This window comes from Microbacterium sp. (genome assembly GCF_047606685.1).
In the GTDB taxonomy this organism is placed as follows: Bacteria; Actinomycetota; Actinomycetes; order Actinomycetales; family Microbacteriaceae; genus Microbacterium.
Genome location: NZ_JASGEC010000101.1, coordinates 14,864 through 35,609 on the forward strand (window position 1 = coordinate 14,864; position 20,746 = coordinate 35,609).

21 protein-coding genes and 1 tRNA gene are annotated in these 20,746 nt (G+C 71.5%); 9 read left to right on the forward strand and 13 right to left on the reverse strand.

Annotated elements, in window-relative coordinates; genetic code table 11:
* Window positions 1-27 precede the first annotated feature (27 nt).
* The 7 genes from QM611_RS12100 to QM611_RS12130 form a co-directional block, all read right to left on the reverse strand.
* Window positions 28-1,200: a MalY/PatB family protein gene (locus tag QM611_RS12100; protein ID WP_415080169.1), complete on the reverse strand. Its 1,173-nt coding sequence runs from the start codon at window positions 1,198-1,200 to the stop codon at window positions 28-30.
* A complete protein-coding gene (locus QM611_RS12105) occupies window positions 1,197-2,381 on the reverse strand; it encodes an MFS transporter (protein ID WP_415080170.1) in 1,185 nt (394 codons plus the stop codon). Before QM611_RS12105 ends, QM611_RS12100 begins: the two co-directional genes overlap by 4 nt.
* Window positions 2,382-2,452: 71 nt before the next feature.
* Window positions 2,453-3,619, reverse strand: a complete 1,167-nt coding sequence (gene rhaI, locus QM611_RS12110; RefSeq protein ID WP_415080171.1) for an L-rhamnose isomerase — start codon at window positions 3,617-3,619, stop codon at window positions 2,453-2,455.
* 46 nt (window positions 3,620-3,665) lie between these two features.
* Entirely contained in the window at window positions 3,666-4,457 is a 792-nt protein-coding gene (locus QM611_RS12115) for a carbohydrate ABC transporter permease (protein ID WP_415080172.1), read from the reverse strand.
* On the reverse strand, window positions 4,457-5,362 hold the full coding sequence (locus QM611_RS12120; protein ID WP_415080173.1) for a carbohydrate ABC transporter permease: 906 nt from the start codon (window positions 5,360-5,362) through the stop codon (window positions 4,457-4,459). The genes QM611_RS12115 and QM611_RS12120 overlap by 1 nt, the downstream gene beginning before the upstream one ends.
* 76 nt (window positions 5,363-5,438) lie before the next feature.
* Entirely contained in the window at window positions 5,439-6,767 is a 1,329-nt protein-coding gene (locus tag QM611_RS12125; RefSeq protein ID WP_415080174.1) for an ABC transporter substrate-binding protein, read from the reverse strand.
* Between the two features lie 60 nt (window positions 6,768-6,827).
* The gene (locus QM611_RS12130) at window positions 6,828-8,306 is read right to left on the reverse strand and encodes an ADP-ribosylglycohydrolase family protein (protein ID WP_415080175.1); all 1,479 of its coding nucleotides are present in this window, start codon (window positions 8,304-8,306) and stop codon (window positions 6,828-6,830) included.
* A 178-nt stretch (window positions 8,307-8,484) separates the two neighbouring features.
* Between QM611_RS12130 and QM611_RS12135 the strand changes: the two genes are divergently transcribed.
* From QM611_RS12135 to QM611_RS12150, 4 genes are read left to right on the forward strand one after another with little or no spacing between them, the layout of a single operon-like run.
* The gene (locus tag QM611_RS12135; RefSeq protein ID WP_415080176.1) at window positions 8,485-9,486 is read left to right on the forward strand and encodes a LacI family DNA-binding transcriptional regulator; all 1,002 of its coding nucleotides are present in this window, start codon (window positions 8,485-8,487) and stop codon (window positions 9,484-9,486) included.
* Window positions 9,483-10,496: an NAD(P)-dependent oxidoreductase gene (locus tag QM611_RS12140; RefSeq protein ID WP_415080177.1), complete on the forward strand. Its 1,014-nt coding sequence runs from the start codon at window positions 9,483-9,485 to the stop codon at window positions 10,494-10,496. Before QM611_RS12135 ends, QM611_RS12140 begins: the two co-directional genes overlap by 4 nt.
* Complete coding sequence (locus QM611_RS12145) at window positions 10,493-11,155, forward strand: HAD family hydrolase (protein ID WP_415080178.1); 663 nt, start codon at window positions 10,493-10,495, stop codon at window positions 11,153-11,155. The genes QM611_RS12140 and QM611_RS12145 overlap by 4 nt, the downstream gene beginning before the upstream one ends.
* 41 nt (window positions 11,156-11,196) lie before the next feature.
* Window positions 11,197-11,829, forward strand: coding sequence for a copper resistance protein CopC (locus tag QM611_RS12150; protein WP_415080179.1), 633 nt, complete (start codon window positions 11,197-11,199; stop codon window positions 11,827-11,829).
* A gap of 113 nt (window positions 11,830-11,942) precedes the next feature.
* Here QM611_RS12150 and QM611_RS12155 read toward each other — a convergent pair whose 3' ends face one another.
* Window positions 11,943-12,431 (reverse strand): Lrp/AsnC family transcriptional regulator, encoded by a 489-nt coding sequence (locus QM611_RS12155; RefSeq protein ID WP_415080180.1) that lies wholly within the window; start codon window positions 12,429-12,431, stop codon window positions 11,943-11,945.
* Between the two features lie 113 nt (window positions 12,432-12,544).
* On the opposite strand from QM611_RS12155, the gene QM611_RS12160 reads away from it, so the two are divergent.
* Both QM611_RS12160 and xylB read left to right on the forward strand, forming a co-directional pair.
* The gene (locus QM611_RS12160; protein ID WP_415080181.1) at window positions 12,545-13,762 is read left to right on the forward strand and encodes a trans-sulfuration enzyme family protein; all 1,218 of its coding nucleotides are present in this window, start codon (window positions 12,545-12,547) and stop codon (window positions 13,760-13,762) included.
* A gap of 158 nt (window positions 13,763-13,920) precedes the next feature.
* Window positions 13,921-15,222 carry a xylulokinase gene (gene xylB, locus QM611_RS12165; RefSeq protein ID WP_415080182.1) on the forward strand — a complete coding sequence of 434 codons (1,302 nt, stop codon included), beginning with the start codon at window positions 13,921-13,923 and terminating at the stop codon, window positions 15,220-15,222.
* 269 nt (window positions 15,223-15,491) lie between these two features.
* On the opposite strand, the gene QM611_RS12170 is transcribed toward xylB, so the two are convergent.
* The 3 genes from QM611_RS12170 to QM611_RS12180 all read right to left on the reverse strand — a co-directional run bounded on the left by QM611_RS12170 (window position 15,492) and on the right by QM611_RS12180 (window position 16,869).
* Window positions 15,492-15,950, reverse strand: coding sequence for an Hsp20/alpha crystallin family protein (locus tag QM611_RS12170; RefSeq protein WP_415080183.1), 459 nt, complete (start codon window positions 15,948-15,950; stop codon window positions 15,492-15,494).
* Window positions 15,951-16,183: 233 nt separating this feature from the next.
* Window positions 16,184-16,256 (reverse strand) — tRNA-Arg (locus tag QM611_RS12175).
* 100 nt (window positions 16,257-16,356) lie between these two features.
* Complete coding sequence (locus QM611_RS12180; RefSeq protein ID WP_415080184.1) at window positions 16,357-16,869, reverse strand: asparagine synthase; 513 nt, start codon at window positions 16,867-16,869, stop codon at window positions 16,357-16,359.
* A 139-nt stretch (window positions 16,870-17,008) separates the two neighbouring features.
* Between QM611_RS12180 and QM611_RS12185 the strand changes: the two genes are divergently transcribed.
* Genes QM611_RS12185 through QM611_RS12195 form a run of 3 tightly spaced genes read left to right on the forward strand, consistent with a single transcriptional unit; the run spans window position 17,009 to window position 19,130 of the window.
* The gene (locus QM611_RS12185) at window positions 17,009-17,617 is read left to right on the forward strand and encodes a TetR family transcriptional regulator (protein WP_415080185.1); all 609 of its coding nucleotides are present in this window, start codon (window positions 17,009-17,011) and stop codon (window positions 17,615-17,617) included.
* Between the two features lie 32 nt (window positions 17,618-17,649).
* A complete protein-coding gene (locus tag QM611_RS12190; protein WP_415080186.1) occupies window positions 17,650-18,399 on the forward strand; it encodes an ABC transporter ATP-binding protein in 750 nt (249 codons plus the stop codon).
* Window positions 18,396-19,130 carry an ABC transporter permease gene (locus tag QM611_RS12195; protein ID WP_415080187.1) on the forward strand — a complete coding sequence of 245 codons (735 nt, stop codon included), beginning with the start codon at window positions 18,396-18,398 and terminating at the stop codon, window positions 19,128-19,130. Before QM611_RS12190 ends, QM611_RS12195 begins: the two co-directional genes overlap by 4 nt.
* 10 nt (window positions 19,131-19,140) lie before the next feature.
* On the opposite strand, the gene QM611_RS12200 is transcribed toward QM611_RS12195, so the two are convergent.
* Both QM611_RS12200 and QM611_RS12205 read right to left on the reverse strand, forming a co-directional pair.
* Window positions 19,141-19,623: a MarR family winged helix-turn-helix transcriptional regulator gene (locus QM611_RS12200; protein WP_415080188.1), complete on the reverse strand. Its 483-nt coding sequence runs from the start codon at window positions 19,621-19,623 to the stop codon at window positions 19,141-19,143.
* A gap of 97 nt (window positions 19,624-19,720) precedes the next feature.
* Window positions 19,721-20,746 (reverse strand): DUF222 domain-containing protein (locus QM611_RS12205; RefSeq protein WP_415080189.1); only part of this gene is annotated, 1,026 nt, incomplete at its 5' end.

Sequence of the window (20,746 nt, forward strand, 5' to 3'; positions counted from 1 at the left end):
TCGACGACTCTCCCGCCGCGAGGGGGCTCAGCGCCGCCGCAGCGCGGTCGCCATGCGGTCGACGATCTCGTCCAGGATCGGCCGGGGCGTGGCGAACACGAGCCGGACGAAGCCTGCGCCGGGTGCGCCGCACGCGCTGCCGTCGGTCAGCGCGACGCCGGCCTCCTCGCGGAAGAACTGCGCCGGGCTCTCGCCGAGGCCGAGCTCGCGGCAGTCGAGCCAGGCGATGTAGGTGCCCTCGGGCGGGGCGTAGCGGATGCCGGGGATGCGGTCGGCGAGCAGCTCGGCCAGCGCGTGGCGGTTCGCGTCGTTGTAGGCGACGACCTCGTCAAGCCACGCGCCGCCGGCGGCGTAGGCGGCCGTGTTCGCGATGACGCCCGGGTTGCTCGCTCCGTGCGCGGCCATGAATCCGACGCGCTCCCACACCTGCGCGTCGGCGTCGTTGCTGATGATCAACTGCGCGCACTTCAGGCCCGGCAGGTTCCACGCCTTCGACGCCGAGGCCGCCGTGATGGTGTGCGCGGCCGCTTCCCGCGAGATGCTCGCGTACGGCACGTGCCGGGCGCCGGGGTACACCATCGGCGCGTGGATCTCGTCGGAGAACACCCGCCCGCCGTGCCGGGCGACCACCTCGCAGACAGCGGCGAGCTCGTCGCGAGTGAAGACGCGGCCGACCGGGTTGTACGGGTTGCACAGGATGAGCACCTCGCCCCCGGCGCGGAAGGCGGCGTCGATCGCGTCGAGGTCGAGTGCATAGCGATCACCGTCCACGAGCAGCGGCGTCTCGATGATCTCGCGGCCCAGCGCGCGCGGCACGGAGAGGAACGGCATGTAGGCCGGAGTGGGCAGGATGACTTTCGACCCGGGCGTCGAGAAGTGCTCGAGAGCGGCCTCAAGCCCCTTGATGACGTCGGCGATGGGATGGATGCGGTCGGGCGAGACATCCCACCCGTGCTTGTCGCGCTGCCAGGTGGCGCAGGCCTGCGACATCCTCTCGCTCGTCCACCGCGGGAGATATCCGAACAGACCGTCGTCGAGGTTCGCCCGCAGCGCGTCGGCGATCGCGGGCGCGACGCCGAAGTCCATCTCGGCGACGAACGCGCCGATCGCGTCGGGGAACGTCGACCACTTGAGTCCGCCGATCTCGCGGAGCCGGTCGATCGTGATCGCGTCGAAGTCGGCGGCGTGGCCCATCGTCATCCCCTCGCGCGGACAGTGTGGGCCGGACGGATGCCGGTGGTCGCCGCGATGGCCAGGGCGACGAGGGCGAGGACGACAAGGATGGCGCCGCGGAGCCCGTACGCCTCGCCGAGGAAGCCGAGCAGGGGCGGGCCGACGAGGAAGGCGATGTAGCCGATCGACGCGGCCAGCGACACGCGGGCGGCCGAGTTGGGGCCCGACTCCCCGGCAGCGGAGAGGGCGACGGGAAACCCGAGGGCCGCGCCCAGCCCCCACAGGACCACAGACGCCACGGCCACCACGGGGTCGTCGACGAACGAGACCAGTCCGATGCCGACCGCGCCGATCGCGGCGCTCACGCCGAGGACGGCGGCCTTGCCGAAGCGGTCGACGAACCAGCCGCCCGCGAACCGCCCGATCGTCATCGTGATGGCAAAGAGCGCGAACGAGCCCGACGCCAGAGCCGCCTCGAGGCCGTGCCCGTCGACCATCAGCAGCGGAAGCCAGTCGTTGGCGGTTCCCTCAGCCATCCCGAGCGCGAGGACGACGAACCCGATCAGCAGCAGCCGCGGATCGCGCCACACCTGCGGCCGCGGGGCCTGCGTGTCGTCCGCCGAGCGGCGCGGCTGGATGCCGATGTCGGCGGGCATCGGTCGAATCGCGAAGACGAGGGCGACCGCGACGATCGCGGCGGCGACCACGAGGTGCACGAGCACGGGGAAGCGGATGGCGGTCAGCCCCACGCCGACGGCCGCCCCCACGACGGTGCCGAGGCTGTACGCGCCGTGCAGCATCGGCAGCGTGGAGCGGCCGATGCCGCGCTCGACCTCGCCGCCCTCGACGTTCAAGCCGATCTCCGCGGCCCCGACGCCGAGTCCGAACAGCCCCAGCCCGAGGGCGACGACCGGGCCGATGCCGAGGCCCCCGCCGACCCCGATCACCGCGCATCCGGCCGCCACGAGGCTGACGCCGGCGAGGCTCACCCGCCGCGCGCCGAGTCGGGCCACCAGCGGTCCGCCCGAGAGCACGCCGAGCATAGAGCCGACCGACAGGCCCGCGATGATCAGCCCCATCTCGGCCGTGGACGCCTGGGTCGCGTCGCGGATGTCGGGAGTGCGCGTCACCCACGACGAGATCACGATTCCGGGCAGGAAGAACAGCACGAACAGCGCGTTGCGGCGCGTGCGAACGCTTGCGGTCATGAAACGGGCTCCGGCGACGAGGGGATGCTACGACGCTACCGCGTTTGCCCCGGGCCGACCCGAGAGCCCGCTCAGGCCCCCCACCCGGCGGGCGTGCCGCCGACACGCTCGGCCTCGATGCGCTGCTGGTAGCCGCTCGCCGTGTAGGCCGCGACCGGGTCGGCGGGCAGCCCGCGCTCCTCGCGCCATGCGGCGAGCGCGGGGCGCACGTCGGTGTGGAAGGCATCCATGAACACCGCGTTCGCCGCCAGCACGTCGTGCGCGCTCTGCGCGGCGGCCAGGGCGTCGCGGTCGATGAGGAGGGCACGCGCGGTCATCTCCTGCACGTTGAGCACCGACCGGATCTGCGCCGGGATCTTCGCCTCGATGTTGTGGCACTGGTCGAGCATGAACACGACGTCGGGGTTGTCCAGTCCGCCCCCGCGGACCACCTCGACCAGGATGCGGAACAGCTGGAAGGGGTCTGCCGCCCCCACGATGAGGTCGTCGTCGGCGTAGAAGCGGGAGTTGAAGTCGAACGAGCCGAGCCGGCCGAGCCGGAGCAGCTGCATCACGATGAACTCGATGTTGGTGCCGGGCGCGTGGTGGCCGGTGTCCAGGCACACCAGGGCGCGGTCGCCGAGGGCGACCGTCTGCGCGTAGGCGGTGCCCCAGTCCGGCACGTCGGTGTGGTAAAACGCCGGCTCGAAGAACTTGTACTCGAGCACGAGGCGCTGCCGCTCGCCCAGCCGCGCGTAGATCTGCTGCAGCGAGTCGTGCAGCCGATCCTGGCGCGCGCGCATGTCGCTCTGGCCGGGGTAGTTCGAGCCGTCGGCGAGCCAGATCTTCAGATCGCGCGAGCCCGTGGCATCCATGATCTCGATGCACTCGAGGTGGTGGTCGATCGCCTTCTGCCGCACTCGGGGCTCGTCGTGCGTGAGCCCGCCGAATTTGAAGTCGACGTCTTGGAAGGTGTTGGAGTTGATCGTGCCGAGCCGCACGCCGCGGTCTTCGGCGTAGCGGCGCAGGGCGGCGAAGTCGTCGACGGTGTCCCACGGGATGTGCAGCGCCACCGCCGGCGCGAGCGCGGTGAGCCGGTTCACCTCGGCGGCGTCGGCGATCTTCTCGAACGGATCGCGCGGCGTGCCGGCGGTCGGGAAGACGCGGAAGCGCGTGCCCGAGTCGCCGAACGCCCAGCTGGGCAGCTCGATGCTTTGCGCGTCCAGCAGGGCGAGGTCGGCGGGCGAGAGAGTGCTCATGTGCGAGTGCCTTCGTGTGGGGGGCGGATGCGGGTGGGCTGCTGCGTCACTTGATCGCCCCCGCCGACAGCCCGCGCTCGAAGTACCGCTGCAAGCAGAGGTAGGCGATCACGACGGGGAGGCTGATGAGCACGAGCGACGCGAAGATCTTCGGGACGTCGGAGCCGTACGTGTTCGTGAAGTAGGTGGGCACTTGGGTCAGCACCTGCAGGCTCTCGTCTTGCAGGAACAGCAGCGGCAGGAAGAACTCGTTCCACGCGTTGAGGAACGCCCACACGACGACCACGGCCGTGATGGGGCGCGACAGCGGGATGACGATGCGAAACAGCGCGCCGAAGCTCGTCGCGCCGTCGATGCGGGCGGCCTCGATGATCTCGTCGGGGATGCCGTCGATGTAGTTCTTCGCGAGCAGCAGCGTGAGCGGGATCAGCACGGCGGCCAGCGGCACCATGATCGCCACGTAGTTGTTGAAGAGCTTGAGGCGCGCGTAGATCGTGAACAGCGGCACGATCAACGCGATGGCCGGCAGGATGAGCCCGACCAGGATCGCGCCGAACAACAGCCCGCGCCCGCGGAAGTCGAGCTTGGAGAAGGCGTAGCCGGCGAGCATCGTGCACACGTACACGATCACGATCGTCCCGGCCGCGAAGACGACGGTGTTCACAAGGAACCGCAGGAACGGCGACTGCGTGATGACGGCGGTGTAGTTGGCGACCGCGCCCTGGCCCTGGAACGACATCGCCACGAGGGCCACGAGGGGAACGGCGAAGGGCAGGGCGATGAGCGTGGCGAGCGTCTGGCACACGATGCGGCTGAGTCTGGTGGGGCGCCCGAACATCAGCGTGCTCCGAATCGATAGGCGCGCATCTGCACGACGGTGAGGGTGAGGGCGAGCACCAGCAGCACCATCGAGAGGGCGGCGGCGTAGCCGGAGTGGAACTGCTCGACGGTCTGTTTGTAGATGTACGTGGTCAGGAACTCGGTGCTCCGTCCGGGGCCGCCGCCGGTGGTGAGGTAGACAATGTCGAAGGTCTTGAGCGCGCCGATGACGCCGGTCAGCGCGAGCGTGGCGTGGGTGCCGCGCAGCTGCGGGATGACGATGCTGCGGACGATGCGCCAGTCGCTCGCGCCGTCGATCTGGGCCGCCTCGAACATGTTCTCGTCGAGTTGCGAGAGGGCGGCCTGGTAGAGGATGAAGCTGAACCCGGTCCACTGCCAGATGTTGATGACGGCGATCGCGTAGAGCGCCGTGGACGGGTTCGCGAGCCACGCTTGGCTGACCGATTCGAGCCCGACGAAGCGCAGGATGTCGTTGAAGATGCCGTTTTCGGCATAGAACTGCCGGAACGCGGTCGAGATGGCCGCCGGCGCGAGCACGACCGGCATGAACATGACGACCTTGTAGATGCCGCGCCCGCGGACGGCGCCGTTCAACAGCAGCGCCATCGCGAGGCCGAGGGCCATCTGCACGACGATGACGATGACCCCGAACACCGCGACGTTGCCCACGGCGGTCCAGAAGATCGGGTCGGCGGCGATCTCGAGGTAGTTGCCGAACCCGACGCGCTCGGGGTTCGGCGAGATGCCGTTCCAGTCGAGAGTTGAGAGCCACCCGTTGTAGCCGATGCCGAGGTAGACGATCCCGACGACGACGATGAGCGCCGGGAGGATGTAGAGGTAGGCGCTGCGCTGCGTCCGCCTTCTGTTGCGCGTCCGCGGCGGCGGGGCGATCGCTGTCGTCACCGGGGCTTCCGTTCGTCGAGTTCGAGGGAGGGGAGGGGCCGTGGGCCCCTCCCCTCGTGGGGGACGGGGCGGTCTCCTAGCCTGCCGCGTCGATGGCCGCCTGGACGGCCTTCGCGGCGTCGGCCGGCGACTGCTGCCCCGACGCGACCGCCGACAGGGCGTCCGAGAGCGCCGTCTTCACGTCGGCGTTGGTCAGCTCGCGCTGGCCGATCATGTCGGCGAGCGCGGGGCCCTGCTCCTCGAGCGCTGCGCGCTGGCGATCGGTGTTGACGCCGCTGAGGTCGAGCGGCACCGATGTCAGCGCCGGCTGCAGCACGTTCTTGGCCACGAGCGTCTGCGCGGTCTCGCTGCCGGCGAGCCACGTCGCGAACGTCTCCGCCGCCTCCCGGTGCGCACTGGCCTCCGCGACCGCGAAGCCGACGTCGGGTCCGCCGAACATTGCGCCGGTGGTCGCGCCATCCACGAGCGGCGGGGCGAAGTAGGGCACGAACTCGACGTTCTTCACGTCGTCGCCGTACTGCTCGACGTACTGGTCGAGCCGGGCCTGCGTCGTGTCGGCGTTCTGCCAGCTGCCGAACAGGATGAGCGCGGCCTCGCCCTTCTTGAAAGCGTCGTTCGCGTCGGGGTACGCGGTCGTCGCCAGCGCCCCCTTGGGGAAGATGCCGTCGTCGAACAGGCCCTGCCACGTCTCGAAGGCCTTCACGAAGTCGGGGTCGTCGAACGCCGTCTCGCCGGCGAGGGCCTGGTAGAACTTGCCGGGCGCGATCTGGTTCGAGATCACCTGGAACATGTCGAGGTTCTGCCACGCGTCCTTGGCTCCGTGCACCCAGCAGTCCTTGCCGGCGGCCTTGACCTCCTTGCAGAACGTCCGCAGCTCGGCGGGACTGGTCGGCACTTCGAGCCCGAGCTCGTCCAGAAGCGACTGGTTGGCCCAGACGAGTCCGCCGCCGGTGATCATCCACGGCAGGCCGACCTGCTTGCCGTCGACCTGCAGCTGGTCGACGGCGGTGAGCTTGTCGGCCCAGTCGGCGCCGAGCGCCTCCTCGGCGGCGGGGGCGAGGTCGGCCGCGAGCGGGGCGAATTGCTCGGTGAGCGCGCCGACCTGCAGGCCGAACACGTCGGGCCCGGTGCCCGACGTGAGCGCGAGCTGCACGGTGTTGACGTAGTCGGAGTACTGGATGAAGCGATGGTCGATCGTGATGCCCGAGTGCTCCTTCTCGAACGCGTCGATGTACTCGACCGCGGTCTCCTGGTCGGGGTTCCAGGTCCACCATGTGATGGTGACCGGCCCGTCGTCCGCCTCCGGCTCCGAGTCTGACGCGCAGCCGGCCAGGGCCAGGGCGGCGACGGCCCCGACGGCCGCGGCCGTCGCGGCTCGGGACCGCAGGGTGCGTGTGGTTCGCATGGGTGCTCCTTTGTGTGTGATTGAGGTTTGTGTGCGATTGAAGGGTGATGCAGTGCGGGGTCAGCGGAAGGCGTTCTCGATCCACAGGGCGCTGGGCAGTTCGACGAGCGCGATCACCCACTCCGCGACCTCGCGGCCGGGCGGCGGGCACTTCACGGCCACGGTGAGCTCGTGCGCGCCGTCGGAGATCTCGAAGTCGTGGAACTGGCCGACCGGGGCCATGTGCGGCGCGGGGAACATGAACTGGCTGCCTTGCGCGCCGTACAGGAACACGTCGTCCAGCCACACCCGGTAGTGCTCGGTGCAGTTGAACATGAGGCGCACCGACGAGCGGCCGCGTGCGTTCAGCCGGTACTTCAGCAGCAGGATGCGGTTCTCGAAGTCGTCGCGTCGCCAGCGCACCCACGTGCCCGGCAGCGTGTGCGGGGCGAACCGGGCGCCGGCGGGGACGGCGCCGCCGATCGGCGGCAGCTCGGTCTGGTCGCGCACCTCCCACTTTCCGGTCGTGGTGTCGGCCCACGCGATCTCGACGTCGATGCCGTGGGATGCCGGGTCGAACTCGCGGACCGCCGGGTCGGGCCGCGCGCCGCCGAGGCGCTCCGCCAGGTCGACGACGAGGTCGGTGAGCCCGTCGAGCGTGGCCGGTGGCTGGATGCCGGTGATCTCGGCGTTGAGCACGAGGTCGCGGCCGATCGGTGCGAGCCACCGGTCGTCGATCGACGCCGGGTCGATGATCCCGAGCAGCGCGCCGAGGGTCGCGGTCGAGCTGTCGGTGTCCTCCCCGCAGTTGTTGCAGATCAGGATGCGCTCCGAGAAGTCGCGCCCGGCCAGCCAGCCGAGGACGACAAACCCGGTGTTGGGTCGCACGTCGGTGAAGTCCGAGCGGCCGTACGCCGCCATGATGCGCTCGCGCACGTCGTGCCACTCGAGCCCCTCGGCGACCCACGCGCGGGTGTCGCGCACGACGCGGGCGATGCCGGTGTCGGGGTCGATCCCGGCCAGCGCGCCGTCCAGCAGCGTGTCGGGGTCGGACTCGACGAACGCGAGGGACTGCAGGCGGGCCAGGAACTGCGCGGCCACGATGCCGTCGCCGGCGTGGTCGAAGCACGCGTCCTCGTACGCGTAGGCGGCGGCCAGGTCGGGGTCGCCCGGCGCCAGGCACGCCCACAGCTCGCTGCGGATCGCCGCGCCCTCGCCGCACGTGAACCAGTTGTCGAACGACCCGGTGTGCGGCGGCGCGAGGCCCTCGGCCAGATTGCGCATGCCGACGCCGTACTCGTTCCACGGGAAGGCGACGTGCGCGGCCCACGACGCGGCGATGACGTCGCGGTCGACCCGCGGCTGCGCCATCTCGTCCATCACGACCGCGTACAGCACCTGCAGGTCGAGGTCGTCGTTGGGCACCATCTCAGTGGGCACCGGGTGGTAGAACGTCGCTGTCAAAGGACCGGAGAGGCCCTCGAAGGTCTGGCCCAGCGTTCCGCCGACCGCTTTGCCCAGCCAGCATCCCATGATCTTCTCGCGGACAGCGTGACTCACGTTTTGGGCCTCCTTGCTCTAAAACGTTTCAATGATGAAAGCACAGCTTGTTGGATGGCGCAAGCCCTTGTTCTACTGAATTCTCGGCGCGCTTGCGGGCGGTTCGTCGCCCGCCAATAGAATCGATTCACAACCAGCGCAGGACCGAAGGGATGCCGTGAACGCGAGTGTTCGAGACGTGGCCACGAGGGCCGGCGTGTCGGTGGGCACCGTCTCGAATGTCCTCAACCATCCCGAGAAGGTGTCGTCCACCGTGGTCGACCGCGTGCGCTCGGCGATCAGCGAGCTCGGCTACGTGCGCAACGACGCCGCCCGCCAGCTGCGGGCTGGCCGCAGCCGGTCGATCGGGCTCGTCGTGATCGACGGCCGCAACCCGTTCTTCACCGACCTCGCGCGCGGGGCCGCCGATCGCGCAGCCGAGCACGGCCTCACCGTCGTCGTGGGCGACGCCGACGAGTCGACGCAGCGCGAGGCGGCCTACCTCGACCTGTTCGAGCAGCAGCGCGTGTTCGGCGTGCTCGTGGCGCCCATCGGCGACGACATCTCGCGCCTCGTGCGACTGCGCGAGGTCGGCGTGCCGTGCGTGCTGGTTGACCGGGAGTCCACCGACGCGGGGATGCCGAGCGTCGCGGTCGACGACGTCGCGGGCGGGCAGCTCGCGGCCGGCCACCTGCTCGCGATCGGCCGTCGCCGCATCGCCTTCGCCGGCGGCCCGCTCACTCTGCACCAGGTGGCCGACCGGCTCGAGGGCGCCCAGTCGGCGGTCGGGCGGGTCGAATCGGCGACGCTCGAGGTGATCGGCGTGCCGTCGCTGACGGTCGAGTCGGGGTGGGGGGCGGCCGAGCGCATCCTGGCGCGGCCGCCCGAGGCCAGGCCCGACAGCGTGCTGGCGGCCAACGACCTGGTCGCGCTCGGCATCATGCAGCGGCTCATGGCGAGCGGGTCGGTGCGGATTCCCGACGACATCGCCATCGTCGGCTACGACGACATCGACTACGCCGCGATCGCGGGCATCCCGCTCACCTCTGTGCGACAGCCGGCGCCGGCGATCGGCGCGACCGCCGTCGACATCCTGATGAGCCACACCTCCGAGCCGTCCGCCGCCGCCGCGCACATCCAGTTCCGCCCCGAGCTCGTCGTGCGCGCGTCGACCACGGGAGAATCGAAGGGGGAGCGATGAAGCCCGTCGTCCTGCTCAAACCCGAGCCGCAGCGGTCCAGCCGCATCTTCACGGCGGCCGACCGCGCCAGGCTCGAGGCCGAGTTCGAGGTTGTCGACCTGGAGGGCGACGACTCGGTCGAGCGGCTCGACGCGGCGCTGCCGTCCGCGTTCGCGGTCGTCGGCCACCCCGACCTCGACGCCGCGCGGCTGGCGGCGGCTGCCTCGCTGCGCGCCATCGTGAACGTCGAGGGCAACTTCCTCCCCAACGTCGACTACGACACCGCGTTTCGCCGCGGCATCCGCGTCCTCGGCGTCGGCTCCGCCTACGCGCAGGCGGTCGCCGAGTTCTCGCTCGGGCTCGCTCTCGACCTCGCCCGCGGGATCACGCGCGAGGACCGCGCCGCGCGCGCCGGCCGCGAGCGCTACGTGAGCGCGGGCACAGGGGACTCGATCCTCCTGGCGGGGGCGGAGATCGCGCTGCTGGGGCTGGGCAACCTCGGCCGCGCGCTGCTGCCGCTGCTTGCCCCCTTGCGCCCGAGCGTGCGGGTCTACGACCCGTGGCTGCCGAGCAGCGTCATCAGTGCCGCCGGCGCCCGCCCCGCGGGTCTGCTCGAGGCCGTTGACGGCGCGGATGTCGTGTTCGTCCTCGCCGCCGCCACGACCGAGAGCGCGCACCTCGTGGACGCGAGAGTGCTCGACGCGCTGAAGCCCGGCTGTCGCCTGGTCATCGTCAGCCGGGCGGCAGTGGTCGACTTCGACGCCCTGCTGGCGGCCTTGCGCGAGCGGGACCTGTTTGCGGCGATCGACGTGTGGCCGGAAGAGCCGATCCCGGCCACGAGCCCCTTCCGGGAGCTCGACAACGTCGTGATCTCGCCGCATCGGGCCGGAGGCATCCCGGCCGCGTTCCACCAGATCGGCGAAATGGTGGTCGACGACCTCGTGCTGATGAAGAACGGGCTGTCTCCCGTGCGGCTGCAGGCCGCGCAGCCCGAGCTGGTCGGCCGCTACCGCAACAGGCCTGTGACGTGACCGCCGACCTGGTCGCGCAGATCGCGCGCGCCGTCGAGCCGGGCGCGCACATCGTGTGGGACTTCGACGGCGTCATCGCCGACACCGAGCCGCTGCACGGCGCGACGTACGCGGCGATGGCCGAAGCGCGAGGGATGCCGCTGGAGCCCGACTTCTTCCTCGCCCAGGTCGGCAAGACCGAGCCGGCGATCTGGGCCGACCTCGTCCGAGACGGTTTCCCGGCGGGCGCCGCCAGCGTGGCGGCGCTCACCGCGGAGCGGCTCGCGCTGTTTCGCGCGCGGGCGGGGAGCGAGCTGCGCCCGAGCGGGCTGGCGGGCTCGCTCATGCCGCTGGCGGCCCGTCGCGGCGCGCGCCAGCACGTCGTCTCCAACGGCGACCCCGACCTGATCGACGAGCTGCTGGCGGCATGGGCGCTGGACGGCCTCGCCAGCCTGCGCCGGCGCCGCCCCGGCGCCGACAAGCGCGCGCTCGTCGCGCAGCTGTGCCGCACGTCGCCGCGGCGGCCGCTCGTCATCGAGGACAACGACAGCTGGCTCGCCTTCGCGCGGGAGTGCGGCGCGCTGACGGTGTCGGTGCGGCACGCGCTCAACGCGCGCCAGTCGCTGGACGCCGACTTCCGCGTCGACCTCGACGGCCGGCTCGCGGGCAGCATTCCCTGACCGAATCAGTCAGTGTTGCCGGGAGCGCCTAGGCTGGCACAATGCCCACTCGCCGCCTCGCGCGCCCCGTGCTGGCGGTCGCGTTCGTCGCCGCCCTCGCCCTCCCGCTCGCGCCCACCGCGGCGTTCGCGCACGACGCGCTCGTCGACTCCGACCCGGCCGACGGTGCCACGGTTGCCGCGCTCGAGCACGTGACGCTCACCTTCAGCTCCGACCCTCTCGACGGCGAAGGGGCGAGCCTCGTGGAGGTCATCGGCCCCGACGAGCGCCACTATGAGACCGAGTGCCCAGAGATCGTCGGAACGGACGTGACGACGCCGGTCGAGCTCGGGGGCGCGGGCGAGTACGAGATCGTCTTCAAGGTGGTCTCCTCCGACGGCCATCCCGTCTCCGGGAGCCAGAGCTTCACGTACGAGCCGAAGGCCGGCGCGGCGCCCGCGGAGGGCTCGGCTGCCGCCACGTGCGGCGCGCCATCCACCCCCACTGCCACCTCGGCGCCGTCTGCCACCCCGACGCAGACCGCTGCGCCCACTCCGACCGCGAGCGAGCGGCCCGCCGAGGGCGGCGGGCTCGGACAGGAGTTCTGGCTCATGCTGGCGGCCGCCGCCATCGTGCCCGTGGGCGTCGGCTACTGGCTGGCGCTCCGCTCGTCGCGCCGGCGCTCGGACAACTGAGCCGACGTCGAGTCCCCTCTCGCCCCCCGGATAGCACGCCGCACGTCGGAGATTCGCGCCGATGTCGGAGGATCGGCGGAGATTCCTCCGACATTCGAGCGATCCTCCGACGTTCAGCCGACGAGGTCGGGGCGCACACCCACGCCGTCGCGGCGCTCGAAGACCAGCTGCGTCTCGGTGGCACGCACGGCCGGGTGCACCGTGATGTGCTCGAGCACCACGTCGCGCAGGGCGCCGGCGTCGGGCATCGCGACGTGCACCAGGAAGTCGTCGCTTCCGGCGACGTGGAAGACCTGAAGCACTCCCGGCGTGCGCTCCAGGGCATCGAACACCGTGCTGACGCTCTGCCGGTTGTGCCCGCCAAGTCGAACGCGGATGACGGCCTCCAGCGGCCGCCCCAGCGCCGCCAGGTCGAGCGCGGGCGGCGCGGCCGCGATGACGCCGCGATCGCGCAGGCCCCGGACGCGATACGCGCACGTCGACTCCGCGACCCCGAGGCGGCGAGCCAAGGCCTTCGCCCTCGTGTCCGGGTCGTCGAGGAGGGCGGCCACGATCGACCGGTCGAGGTCGTCGAGCGCGGCGGGCCGTTGCGCGTTCGCCAAAGGAGCCCCTGTTCGGTATCGGTGAACTGCTGTGAGCGTCGCTCTATGCGACGTTTATTGTGTTAAGAGTAGAGAATATCGAGGAATCTTGTGTTCTAGGGCACTCTGGCGGTATGCCCGATCACCTGCTCCACCCCGACACGGTCGCCGTCCACAGCGGACGTGAGGACCTCGCGGCGCTCGGCGCGCACGCCGTGCCGATCGACCTCTCCTCGACCTACCCGCTGCCCGACATCGAGCACGGCGGCGACGCCTACGAGGCGATGACCGGCGGCGGCTATCCGCCCGCCGACGGCGGGATGGTGTATGCGCGCCTGTGGAACCCGACCGTCGCGCGCTTCGAGCGGGCGCTCGCCGAACTCGAGCACGCGCCGGCGGCGGTCGCCTTCTCGTCCGGTATGGCGGCGATGACGGCCGTGCTGCTGGCCCACACCGCAACGACCGGGCGCGCGCACGTCGTCGCGGTGCGCCCGCTCTACGGCGGCACCGACCACTTGCTCGACTCGGGCCTGCTGGGCATCGAGGCGACCTTCTGCGCGGAGCACGAGGTGGCGGCCAGCATCCGGCCCGACACGGCTCTCGTCATCCTCGAGTCGCCGGGAAACCCGACCCTCGAGCTCGCCGACATCGCCGCCGACATCGCCGCCGTCGTCGCCCAGGCGGGCGAGGTGCCGGTGCTCGTGGACAACACGTTCGCGACGCCCGTGCTGCAGAACCCGCTCGACCTCGGCGCGCGGATGTCGCTGCACAGCGCGACGAAGTACCTCGGCGGGCACGGCGACGTCGTGGCGGGGGTCGTCGCGTGCGACGAGGCGACCGCGGAGATGCTGCGCCCGGTGCGGGCGATCACCGGCGCCATCCTGCACCCTCTCGGCGCGTACCTGCTGCACCGCGGCCTTGCGACGCTGCCGACGCGCGTGCGGGCGCAGCAGGCGAATGCCGAGCGCATCGCGGCGTGGCTGTCGACGCACCCCGCCGTGGAGAAGGTGCACTACCCGGGCATCGATGACGACCGCGGGCTCATCGGCCGCCAGCAGCGCGGCGCGGGCGCGATGGTGTCGATCTCGCTGCGGGGCGGGTTCGCCGCGGCCAGCGCGGTCGCGTCGTCCGTCGAGGTGTTCACGCACGCTGTCTCGCTCGGCGGCGTGGACTCGTTGATCCAGCACCCCGCCGCGCTGACCCACCGGCCGGTCGCCCCCGAGGCCCGTCCGTCCGCAGGCGTGCTGCGACTGTCGATCGGCCTCGAGGACGCCGACGACCTGATCGCCGACCTCGACGCGGCTCTTGCGGCCGCGACTCGTGTGGCCGAGGCGGAGCACGCGACGTTCTGAGCACGTGGCTCGCCGTCGGAGACTCGCGCCAATGTCGGAGGATCGGCGAGCGATCCTCCGACATCCGAGTGATCCTCCGACATTGGGCGTCCCATCGCCGCGAGTGGGCGCAGGACCCGTCGGATCTGCCGGCCGCGGCATCCTTTAGGTTGTGTGGGGTGAGCCTCGTTTTGGGCGTCGACTCGTCGACGCAGTCGTGCAAAGTCGTGGTGGTCGATGCAGCGGGAGCTGTGGTGCGCGCCGGCCGCGCGCGCCATCCCGACGGAACCGAGGTCGACCCCGGTGCCTGGTGGCGCGCCCTGCGGGAGGCGATCGCCGACGCGGGCGGCATCGACGACGTGGCGGCGTGGTCCATCGGCGGGCAGCAGCACGGCATGGTCGTGCTCGACGGCGACGGCCGCGTCATCCGCCCCGCCCTGCTCTGGAACGACACGAGGTCGGCGCAGGCCGCCGCCGACCTCGTCGCAGAGTTCGGCGCCGACCAGCTCGCCCGGCGCACGGGCCTTGTGCCGGTGGCGTCCTTCACCAGCACCAAGCTGCGCTGGCTGCGCGACCACGAGCCCGACCACGCGGCTCGCGTCGCGGCCGTCGCGCTGCCGCACGACTGGCTCACGTGGCGGCTGCGGGGGTTCGGCCCGGCGGGCGAGTCCGAGCGGGGCCCGGTTCTCGACGAGCTCGTCACGGACAGATCGGATGCCTCCGGCACCGGCTACTGGAGCCCCGCCGACGGCGCGTACGACCGCGAGCTGCTGGTCGCGGCGCTCGGGCACGACGCCGTGCTGCCGCGCGTGCTCGGCCCGCGGGAGTGGGTCGAGGACTCCGGCGGTCGGCGCGTCGGCCCCGGCGCGGGCGACAACGCGGGCGCGGCGCTCGGCCTCGGCGCGGAACCCGGCGACGTCGTGGTGTCGATCGGCACGAGCGGAACGGTCTTCGCGGTCAGCGACGAGCGCACCGTCGACCCGACCGGCACGGTCGCGGGCTTCGCCGACGCCGACGGCCGGTTCCTCCCGCTCGTGGCCACCCTCAACGCGGCGCGTGTGCTCGACGCGATCGCGCGCCTGCTCGATGTCGACCACGACGAGCTCAGCCGGTTGGCGCTCGCTGCGGCGCCGGGAGCGGGCGGGCTCGCCCTTGTGCCGTACTTCGAGGGCGAGCGCACGCCGAACCTCCCCGACGCGACGGCATCGCTGAACGGCATGACGCTCGCCTCGACGTCGCGCGAGAACCTCGCCCGCGCCGCGGTGGAGGGAATGCTCGGAGGTTTGGGCGCGGGCCTGGACGCCCTGCGCGCTCTCGGCGTGCCGTTGCGGCGCGCGCTGCTCATCGGCGGCGGCGCGCAGTCCGCGGCCGTGCGCGAGATCGCCCCGCTCGTGCTCGGGCTGCCCGTCGAGGCGCCCGAGCCGGCCGAGTACGTGGCGCTCGGGGCGGCGCGCCAAGCGGCGCGGATCTGCGCGAGCTGAGCCCGAGCGGGCTGCCGCAACCGTCGGTCGGGCTCTGCGAGTCGGAAGTGCGGATGCCTCGTCCTGGCGCACGAGCCCCAGCTGTGCCGAGACGAGGCATCCGCCTCGACGCCCGCCGGTCCCCACCGCAACGGGCGTCGTCACATGCACAGAGCCGGCTCGCGGCATCCTGATACAGGTCCGACGCTTTTCGAGTCCGCGACGTCCGCGCAGGCCGAACGACGACCGCCCCGAGTCCGTGCGGGCTCGGGGCGGTCGTGCGGGCCGGATCAGGCCGCGTCGATGCTCTCGTGGCTCTCGTGGCTCTCGTGCGCCCGGATGACCGGGGTGGACGAGTCGGTCGACACCTCGATCTTGCGCGGCTTCGCCTTCTCGCTCACCGGGATGGTGACGCTGAGCACGCCGTTGCCGTAGCTCGCCGAGATGCGCTCGGTGTCGATGCCCTGGCCGAGGTTGAGCTGGCGCAGGAAGCTCGCCGCCTCGCGCTCGCGGGTGATCCACTTGACGCCCTCGCCCTCGGAAAGGCTCCGCTCGGCGCGGATCGTCAGCAATTGGCCGTCCACGTCGATGTCGACGGAGCCGGGGTCGATCCCGGGCATGTCGGCGGTCAGCACGTAGTGGTCGCCGTCGCGGTACAGGTCCATCGGCATCCGGCGCGGGCCACGTCGCGTGTCGAGGAGACTCGACGCGAGGCGGTCCAGGTCACGGAAGGGGTCGTAGGTGGCCATGTGTTCTCCTTCGTTTCAGTCGGTCTCAAAGTTGAGCTAGGTTGACTCAACTGTTCACAGATTAGCACTCTCAGGAGTCGAGTGCTAACCCGTTCACCGTTCGCTCTCAGCGAACGGTGATGCCGACGGGGTGAAGGCGAGGGCGCGCCCGAGCATGCCGGTCGAGCACCGCGGGGCGGTGCAATCGCCGTCAGCCCAACAAAAAGGGCCCCGTCCGAGAACGGGGCCCAATGCGCGCCCGAAGAGACTCGAACTCCCAACCTTCTGATCCGTAGTCAGATGCTCTATCCATTGAGCTACGGGCGCGTGGCTCGCGCTCGCGCGCGGGCCAGCGTCCAGGATACCCCACCGCGCGACGCCGGGCGAACCGGGTCGGGCGACATTGCCGGGCCCCGCGCCGTCCGTGTCAACTCACGGTCTCGTCGCCGGCGTTCTTGCGCTTGCGCTTGAGCTTGCGGGCGCGCTTGCGCAGCTCTTTCAGGTCGGAGGAGACGACGGCCGACATCCGCTCCTGGCGCAGCTCGTCGTAGTCGGGGTCGTCGTCTGCCCGCACGTTCTCGGTCGCGAGCCGCCGCTCGAGGTTGCGCTCGACTTCCTCCCACGCCCACTCGCGAGACTCGTCGATGATCTGTCGCAGGACGTCTTCGTCTTCCGCCTGCTCCTGCAGGTCTTCGGCCACGAGGGTGTACTGCTTCTCGCGCTTGCGAAGGTTGCGCATGTCGCGGTCGAGGTAGTCGTGGGTGCTGTTCGGGTCGCCGAACTTGCCCTTGGCCTTCTTCCGCTCTTGGCGCACGGTGTGCGCGGCGGCCCACTGCTCGCCCGCGAGTCCGAGCAGCACGTCGCGCGCGCGCGGAAGAAGCGCCTCCACGTCGTACTCGTGGCCCCGCCCGATCGTCTCGACCAGAATGACGTTCTTCATGGCGATCTTCGCGGCTGCTCGAGCGATCTTGAGCCCGTCGGCAACTGCCTCCGCTGTGCGTCCCAAACGCGTCACCCCCTTTGGCAAGAGGCTACCTGCTGAACGTGGTCGGCGCCTGTCCGCGTCCTAGGCTGTGCGTGTGGCCGAGTTCGCCGTCCCCCAGCCCGCACGCCGCCGTGGCCGGCCCCGCGGCGGGGCATCCGACGCGCGCGGGCGCATCCTCGCCGCCGCCATCCACGAGTTCGGAGAGCGCGGCTACGACGGCGCCACGGTCCGCAACATCGCCGCTGGAGCGGGAGTGGACGCGGCGCTCGTCCACCACTACTTCGGCACAAAGGCCGACTTGTTCGCCGAGACCGTCGACTTCCCGATCCGGCCGGACCGGGTCATTCCCGGCATCCTCGCCGGGCCGCGCGAGGCGGTCGGCGAGAGCGCCGTGCGGTTCGTGCTCGAGCAGTTCGAGGATGCCGACACCCGCAAGCGCGCGGTCGCCCTCTTGCGGGCCGCCCTCGGCAACCGCCTGGCCACGCCGCTGTTGGCGGGTTTCCTGCAGCGCGAGCTCATCGACCGCATGGTGGCGAGCCTCGACGTGCCCGACGCAGCGCTGCGGGCGTCGCTGGCGGCCAGCCAGATCGCCGGTCTGATCATCGCGCGCTACGTGGCGCGACTGCCGGCGCTCGCGGAGGCTTCCATCGACGAGCTCGTCGAGCGCGTCGGGCCGACCGTGCAGCGCTACCTGTTGGGTTGACCGAGCGGGCCGACGCGCGCATAATTCATCACATGATGAATAAGTCGGATGCCGTGGGCATCGCCGGTTTGCGCGTGAAACGCGGCGCGACCGAGGTGTTCGACGGTGTCGACCTCCGCATCCCGCGCGGACAGCTCACGGGGCTGCTCGGGCCGTCGGGATGCGGCAAGACCACCCTCATGCGCTCGATCGTCGGCGTGCAGAAGATCTCCGCCGGCACCGTCACGGTGCTGGGCGCGCCCGCGGGGAGCCGCGGCCTGCGCCACCGCGTCGCGTACGACACGCAGGCGGCGTCGGTCTACGGCGACCTCACCATCGAGCAGAACCTGCGCTACTTCGCGCGCGTGATCGGCGCGCCGCGCGGCGATGTCGCCCGCGTCATCGCGCAGACCGGATTGAGCGGACAGGCCAAGCAGACGATCGACTCGCTCAGCGGCGGGCAGGAGAACCGCGTCTCGCTCGCGGTCGCGATGCTCGGCGAGCCCGAGCTGCTCGTGCTCGACGAGCCGACGGTCGGCCTCGACCCGCTTCTGCGGTCGGAGCTGTGGGCGGTGTTCCGCGGCCTCGCCGCCGCCGGCGCGACGCTCATCGTGTCGAGCCACGTGATGGACGAGGCGTTGCGCTGCGACCGCCTGCTGCTCATGCGCGACGGGCGCGTCATCGCCGACACGACGCCCGCCCGCTTCCTCGCCGACACCGGTCAGGACGACCCGGACGCCGCGTTCCTGGAGCTCGTCCGACGCGACCAAGAGCAGCATCCTCGCTCGAGGAGAGAGCGATGAACGCGGGCCGCACCCTCGCGACGGCCGGGCGCGTGCTGCGCCAACTCGGCCACGACCACCGCTCGGTCGCGCTCATGCTCGTCGCGCCGAGCCTGCTCGTCGGGCTGTTCGCGTGGATCTTCGTCGACCAGGACCAGGTGTTCCAGACGATCGGGCCGGCGATCCTGGCGCTGTTCCCGTTCATCGTGATGTTCCTCATCACCTCGATCACGACGCTGCGGGAGCGCCGCTCGGGAACGCTCGAACGCCTCATGACGACGCCGCTCGGCAAGGCAGACTTCATCGCCGGCTACGCGCTCGCGTTCGGCGCGGCGGCGGTGGCGCAGGCGCTCATCACCGTCGGGTTCGCCGTGTGGGTGTGCGGTCTCGGGGTGGACGGCCCGCTGTGGCAGCTCGGCCTGGTCGCGGTGACCGACGCCGTGCTCGGCACCGCGCTCGGGCTGCTGGCCAGTGCGTTCGCGCGCACCGAGTTCCAGGCCGTGCAGTTCATGCCGGTGCTCGTGTTCCCGCAGATCCTGCTCGGCGGCATCCTCATGCCCCGCGACCGGATGCCCGAGGTGCTCGAGGCGATCAGCGACTGGCTGCCGCTCAGCCACGCGGTCGACGCGGTGAACGCCGTCACGGCGGGCGACGAGGGATGGGATGTCTCCGGCCCCCTGCTAATCGTGGCGGCGTTCGCGCTCGGGGCGATCGTGCTCGCCTCGCTCACCCTGCGCCGCCGCACTCCCTGACGGCCGGGGCTCAACGGGCGGGGGCGGAGAATCTCGCGATGTCGCCGGCCTCGGCGCACTCCGGGTCGGGGCCGCGCAGCTTGGCCGTGAGGTCGCGCAGCTGGGCGAGCTCGTCGTCGTCGAGCACCGACATCCGTTCCGCCACCGTAATGGCGTGCTGGCGCGCGATGACGCGGAACGTGTGCGCGCCGTGCTCGGTCGCCGTCACGAGGGTGCCGCGCCCGTCGTCGGGGTCGGGGCACTTGGTCACCAGCCCGCGCGCGACCATACGGTCGACCAGGCGCGACACCGACGGCTGGCTCACGAGCGCGAGGCGCGTGACGTCGCGCAGTCGCGCCGTCGCGCCGGGCGCGCGCGTCACGGTCAGCAGCACGTCGTACTCGGCCTGGTTGAGGTTCTCGTCGTCGAAGTCGACGCTGATCTCGCCCAGCACGGCGTGCTGCGCGCGGAAGAGGCTCTCCCACGCGTCGACGGCGAGTCGGCGATCGGTCACGATGCCCAGAGTATCCCGGCCGGCGCCCGCGCGGGAGGCGGCGCAGGGCGGGGGAGGTGGCGGGGTCTGGCATTCGTCACCCCCGCGCTCACCGCTCTCACTCGCCTCGCAAACGCTCTCGTCGCAGGCGTTCTCGTTGTCGGTGGGCGGAGCCTGGGACCCGTCGCCACAGCATGTGCGGGTCGATGTAGTAGGGCGCTCTCACCTCGGGCACGCCGTTGACCATGCGGATGTGCCATCCGCTCGTCTCGATCGTGCGGTGATGGTGCCAGCACAGCGCCACTCCGTTGCCCGTGTGCGTGGGGCCGCCCTTCGCGTGGTCGACGACGTGGTGCAGTTCGCACCACTCGGCGGGCACGTGGCATCCCGGAATGATGCACTCGCCGTCGCGGGCGATGATCGCCCGGCGCTGGTGGGGCGTGAACGTGCGCTGCGGGCTGCCGAGCTCGATGACCTGCCCGTTGTCGTCGAAGACGAGGCGCTGGATGCCGCCGCAGCACGCGATCTGCCGTGCCACGTGGGCGGGCAGGGTCGTGTCGGTGCCGTCGACGAAGGCGACGCCGTCGTGCCGGTCGAGGTCTGATGCCGCGATCGTGACGAGCAGCGTGGGCGGCGCACCGCCGATGGTTGGCGTCTCGATCGAGCGGGCGGCGATGCCGAGCGCGGTCGCGAGCACGTCGTGCAGCTTCTGCCCGCTCGTGCGCTCGTCGTGGTGGACGAGCCCGTCGGCGCCGTCGGGCTGATCATCGCGGAAGACGGGGCCGCCCGCGGCGGATGCGGGGCCGCCCGCGGCGGTGGTGCGGTCGGCGACGCGCGGCGAGTTGTGGGCGTGCGCGTAGCGCTGGAACTGCGCCGCGACCTCGGGCAGCAGTCCGCCGTGGATCGGCACGAGGCCGTCGCGTTCGCGCCCGAGCGAGAGGGTGCGCCGCCGCGCCGCCCGTTCGTCGTCGGGCAGCACGCCGTCGGGGTCGAGCACGAGCGACCAGACCTTCACCTGCACGCGGAGGTCGTCGGCCGTGGCGGGCGGCGCGCCGGCGGGCGACGCTCCGGTCGCGGCGGCGACGAGCTCGGACTCGGCGGCGGCCAGCATGACCGGGTCGCCGCGGTCGGCGACCGCTGCCAG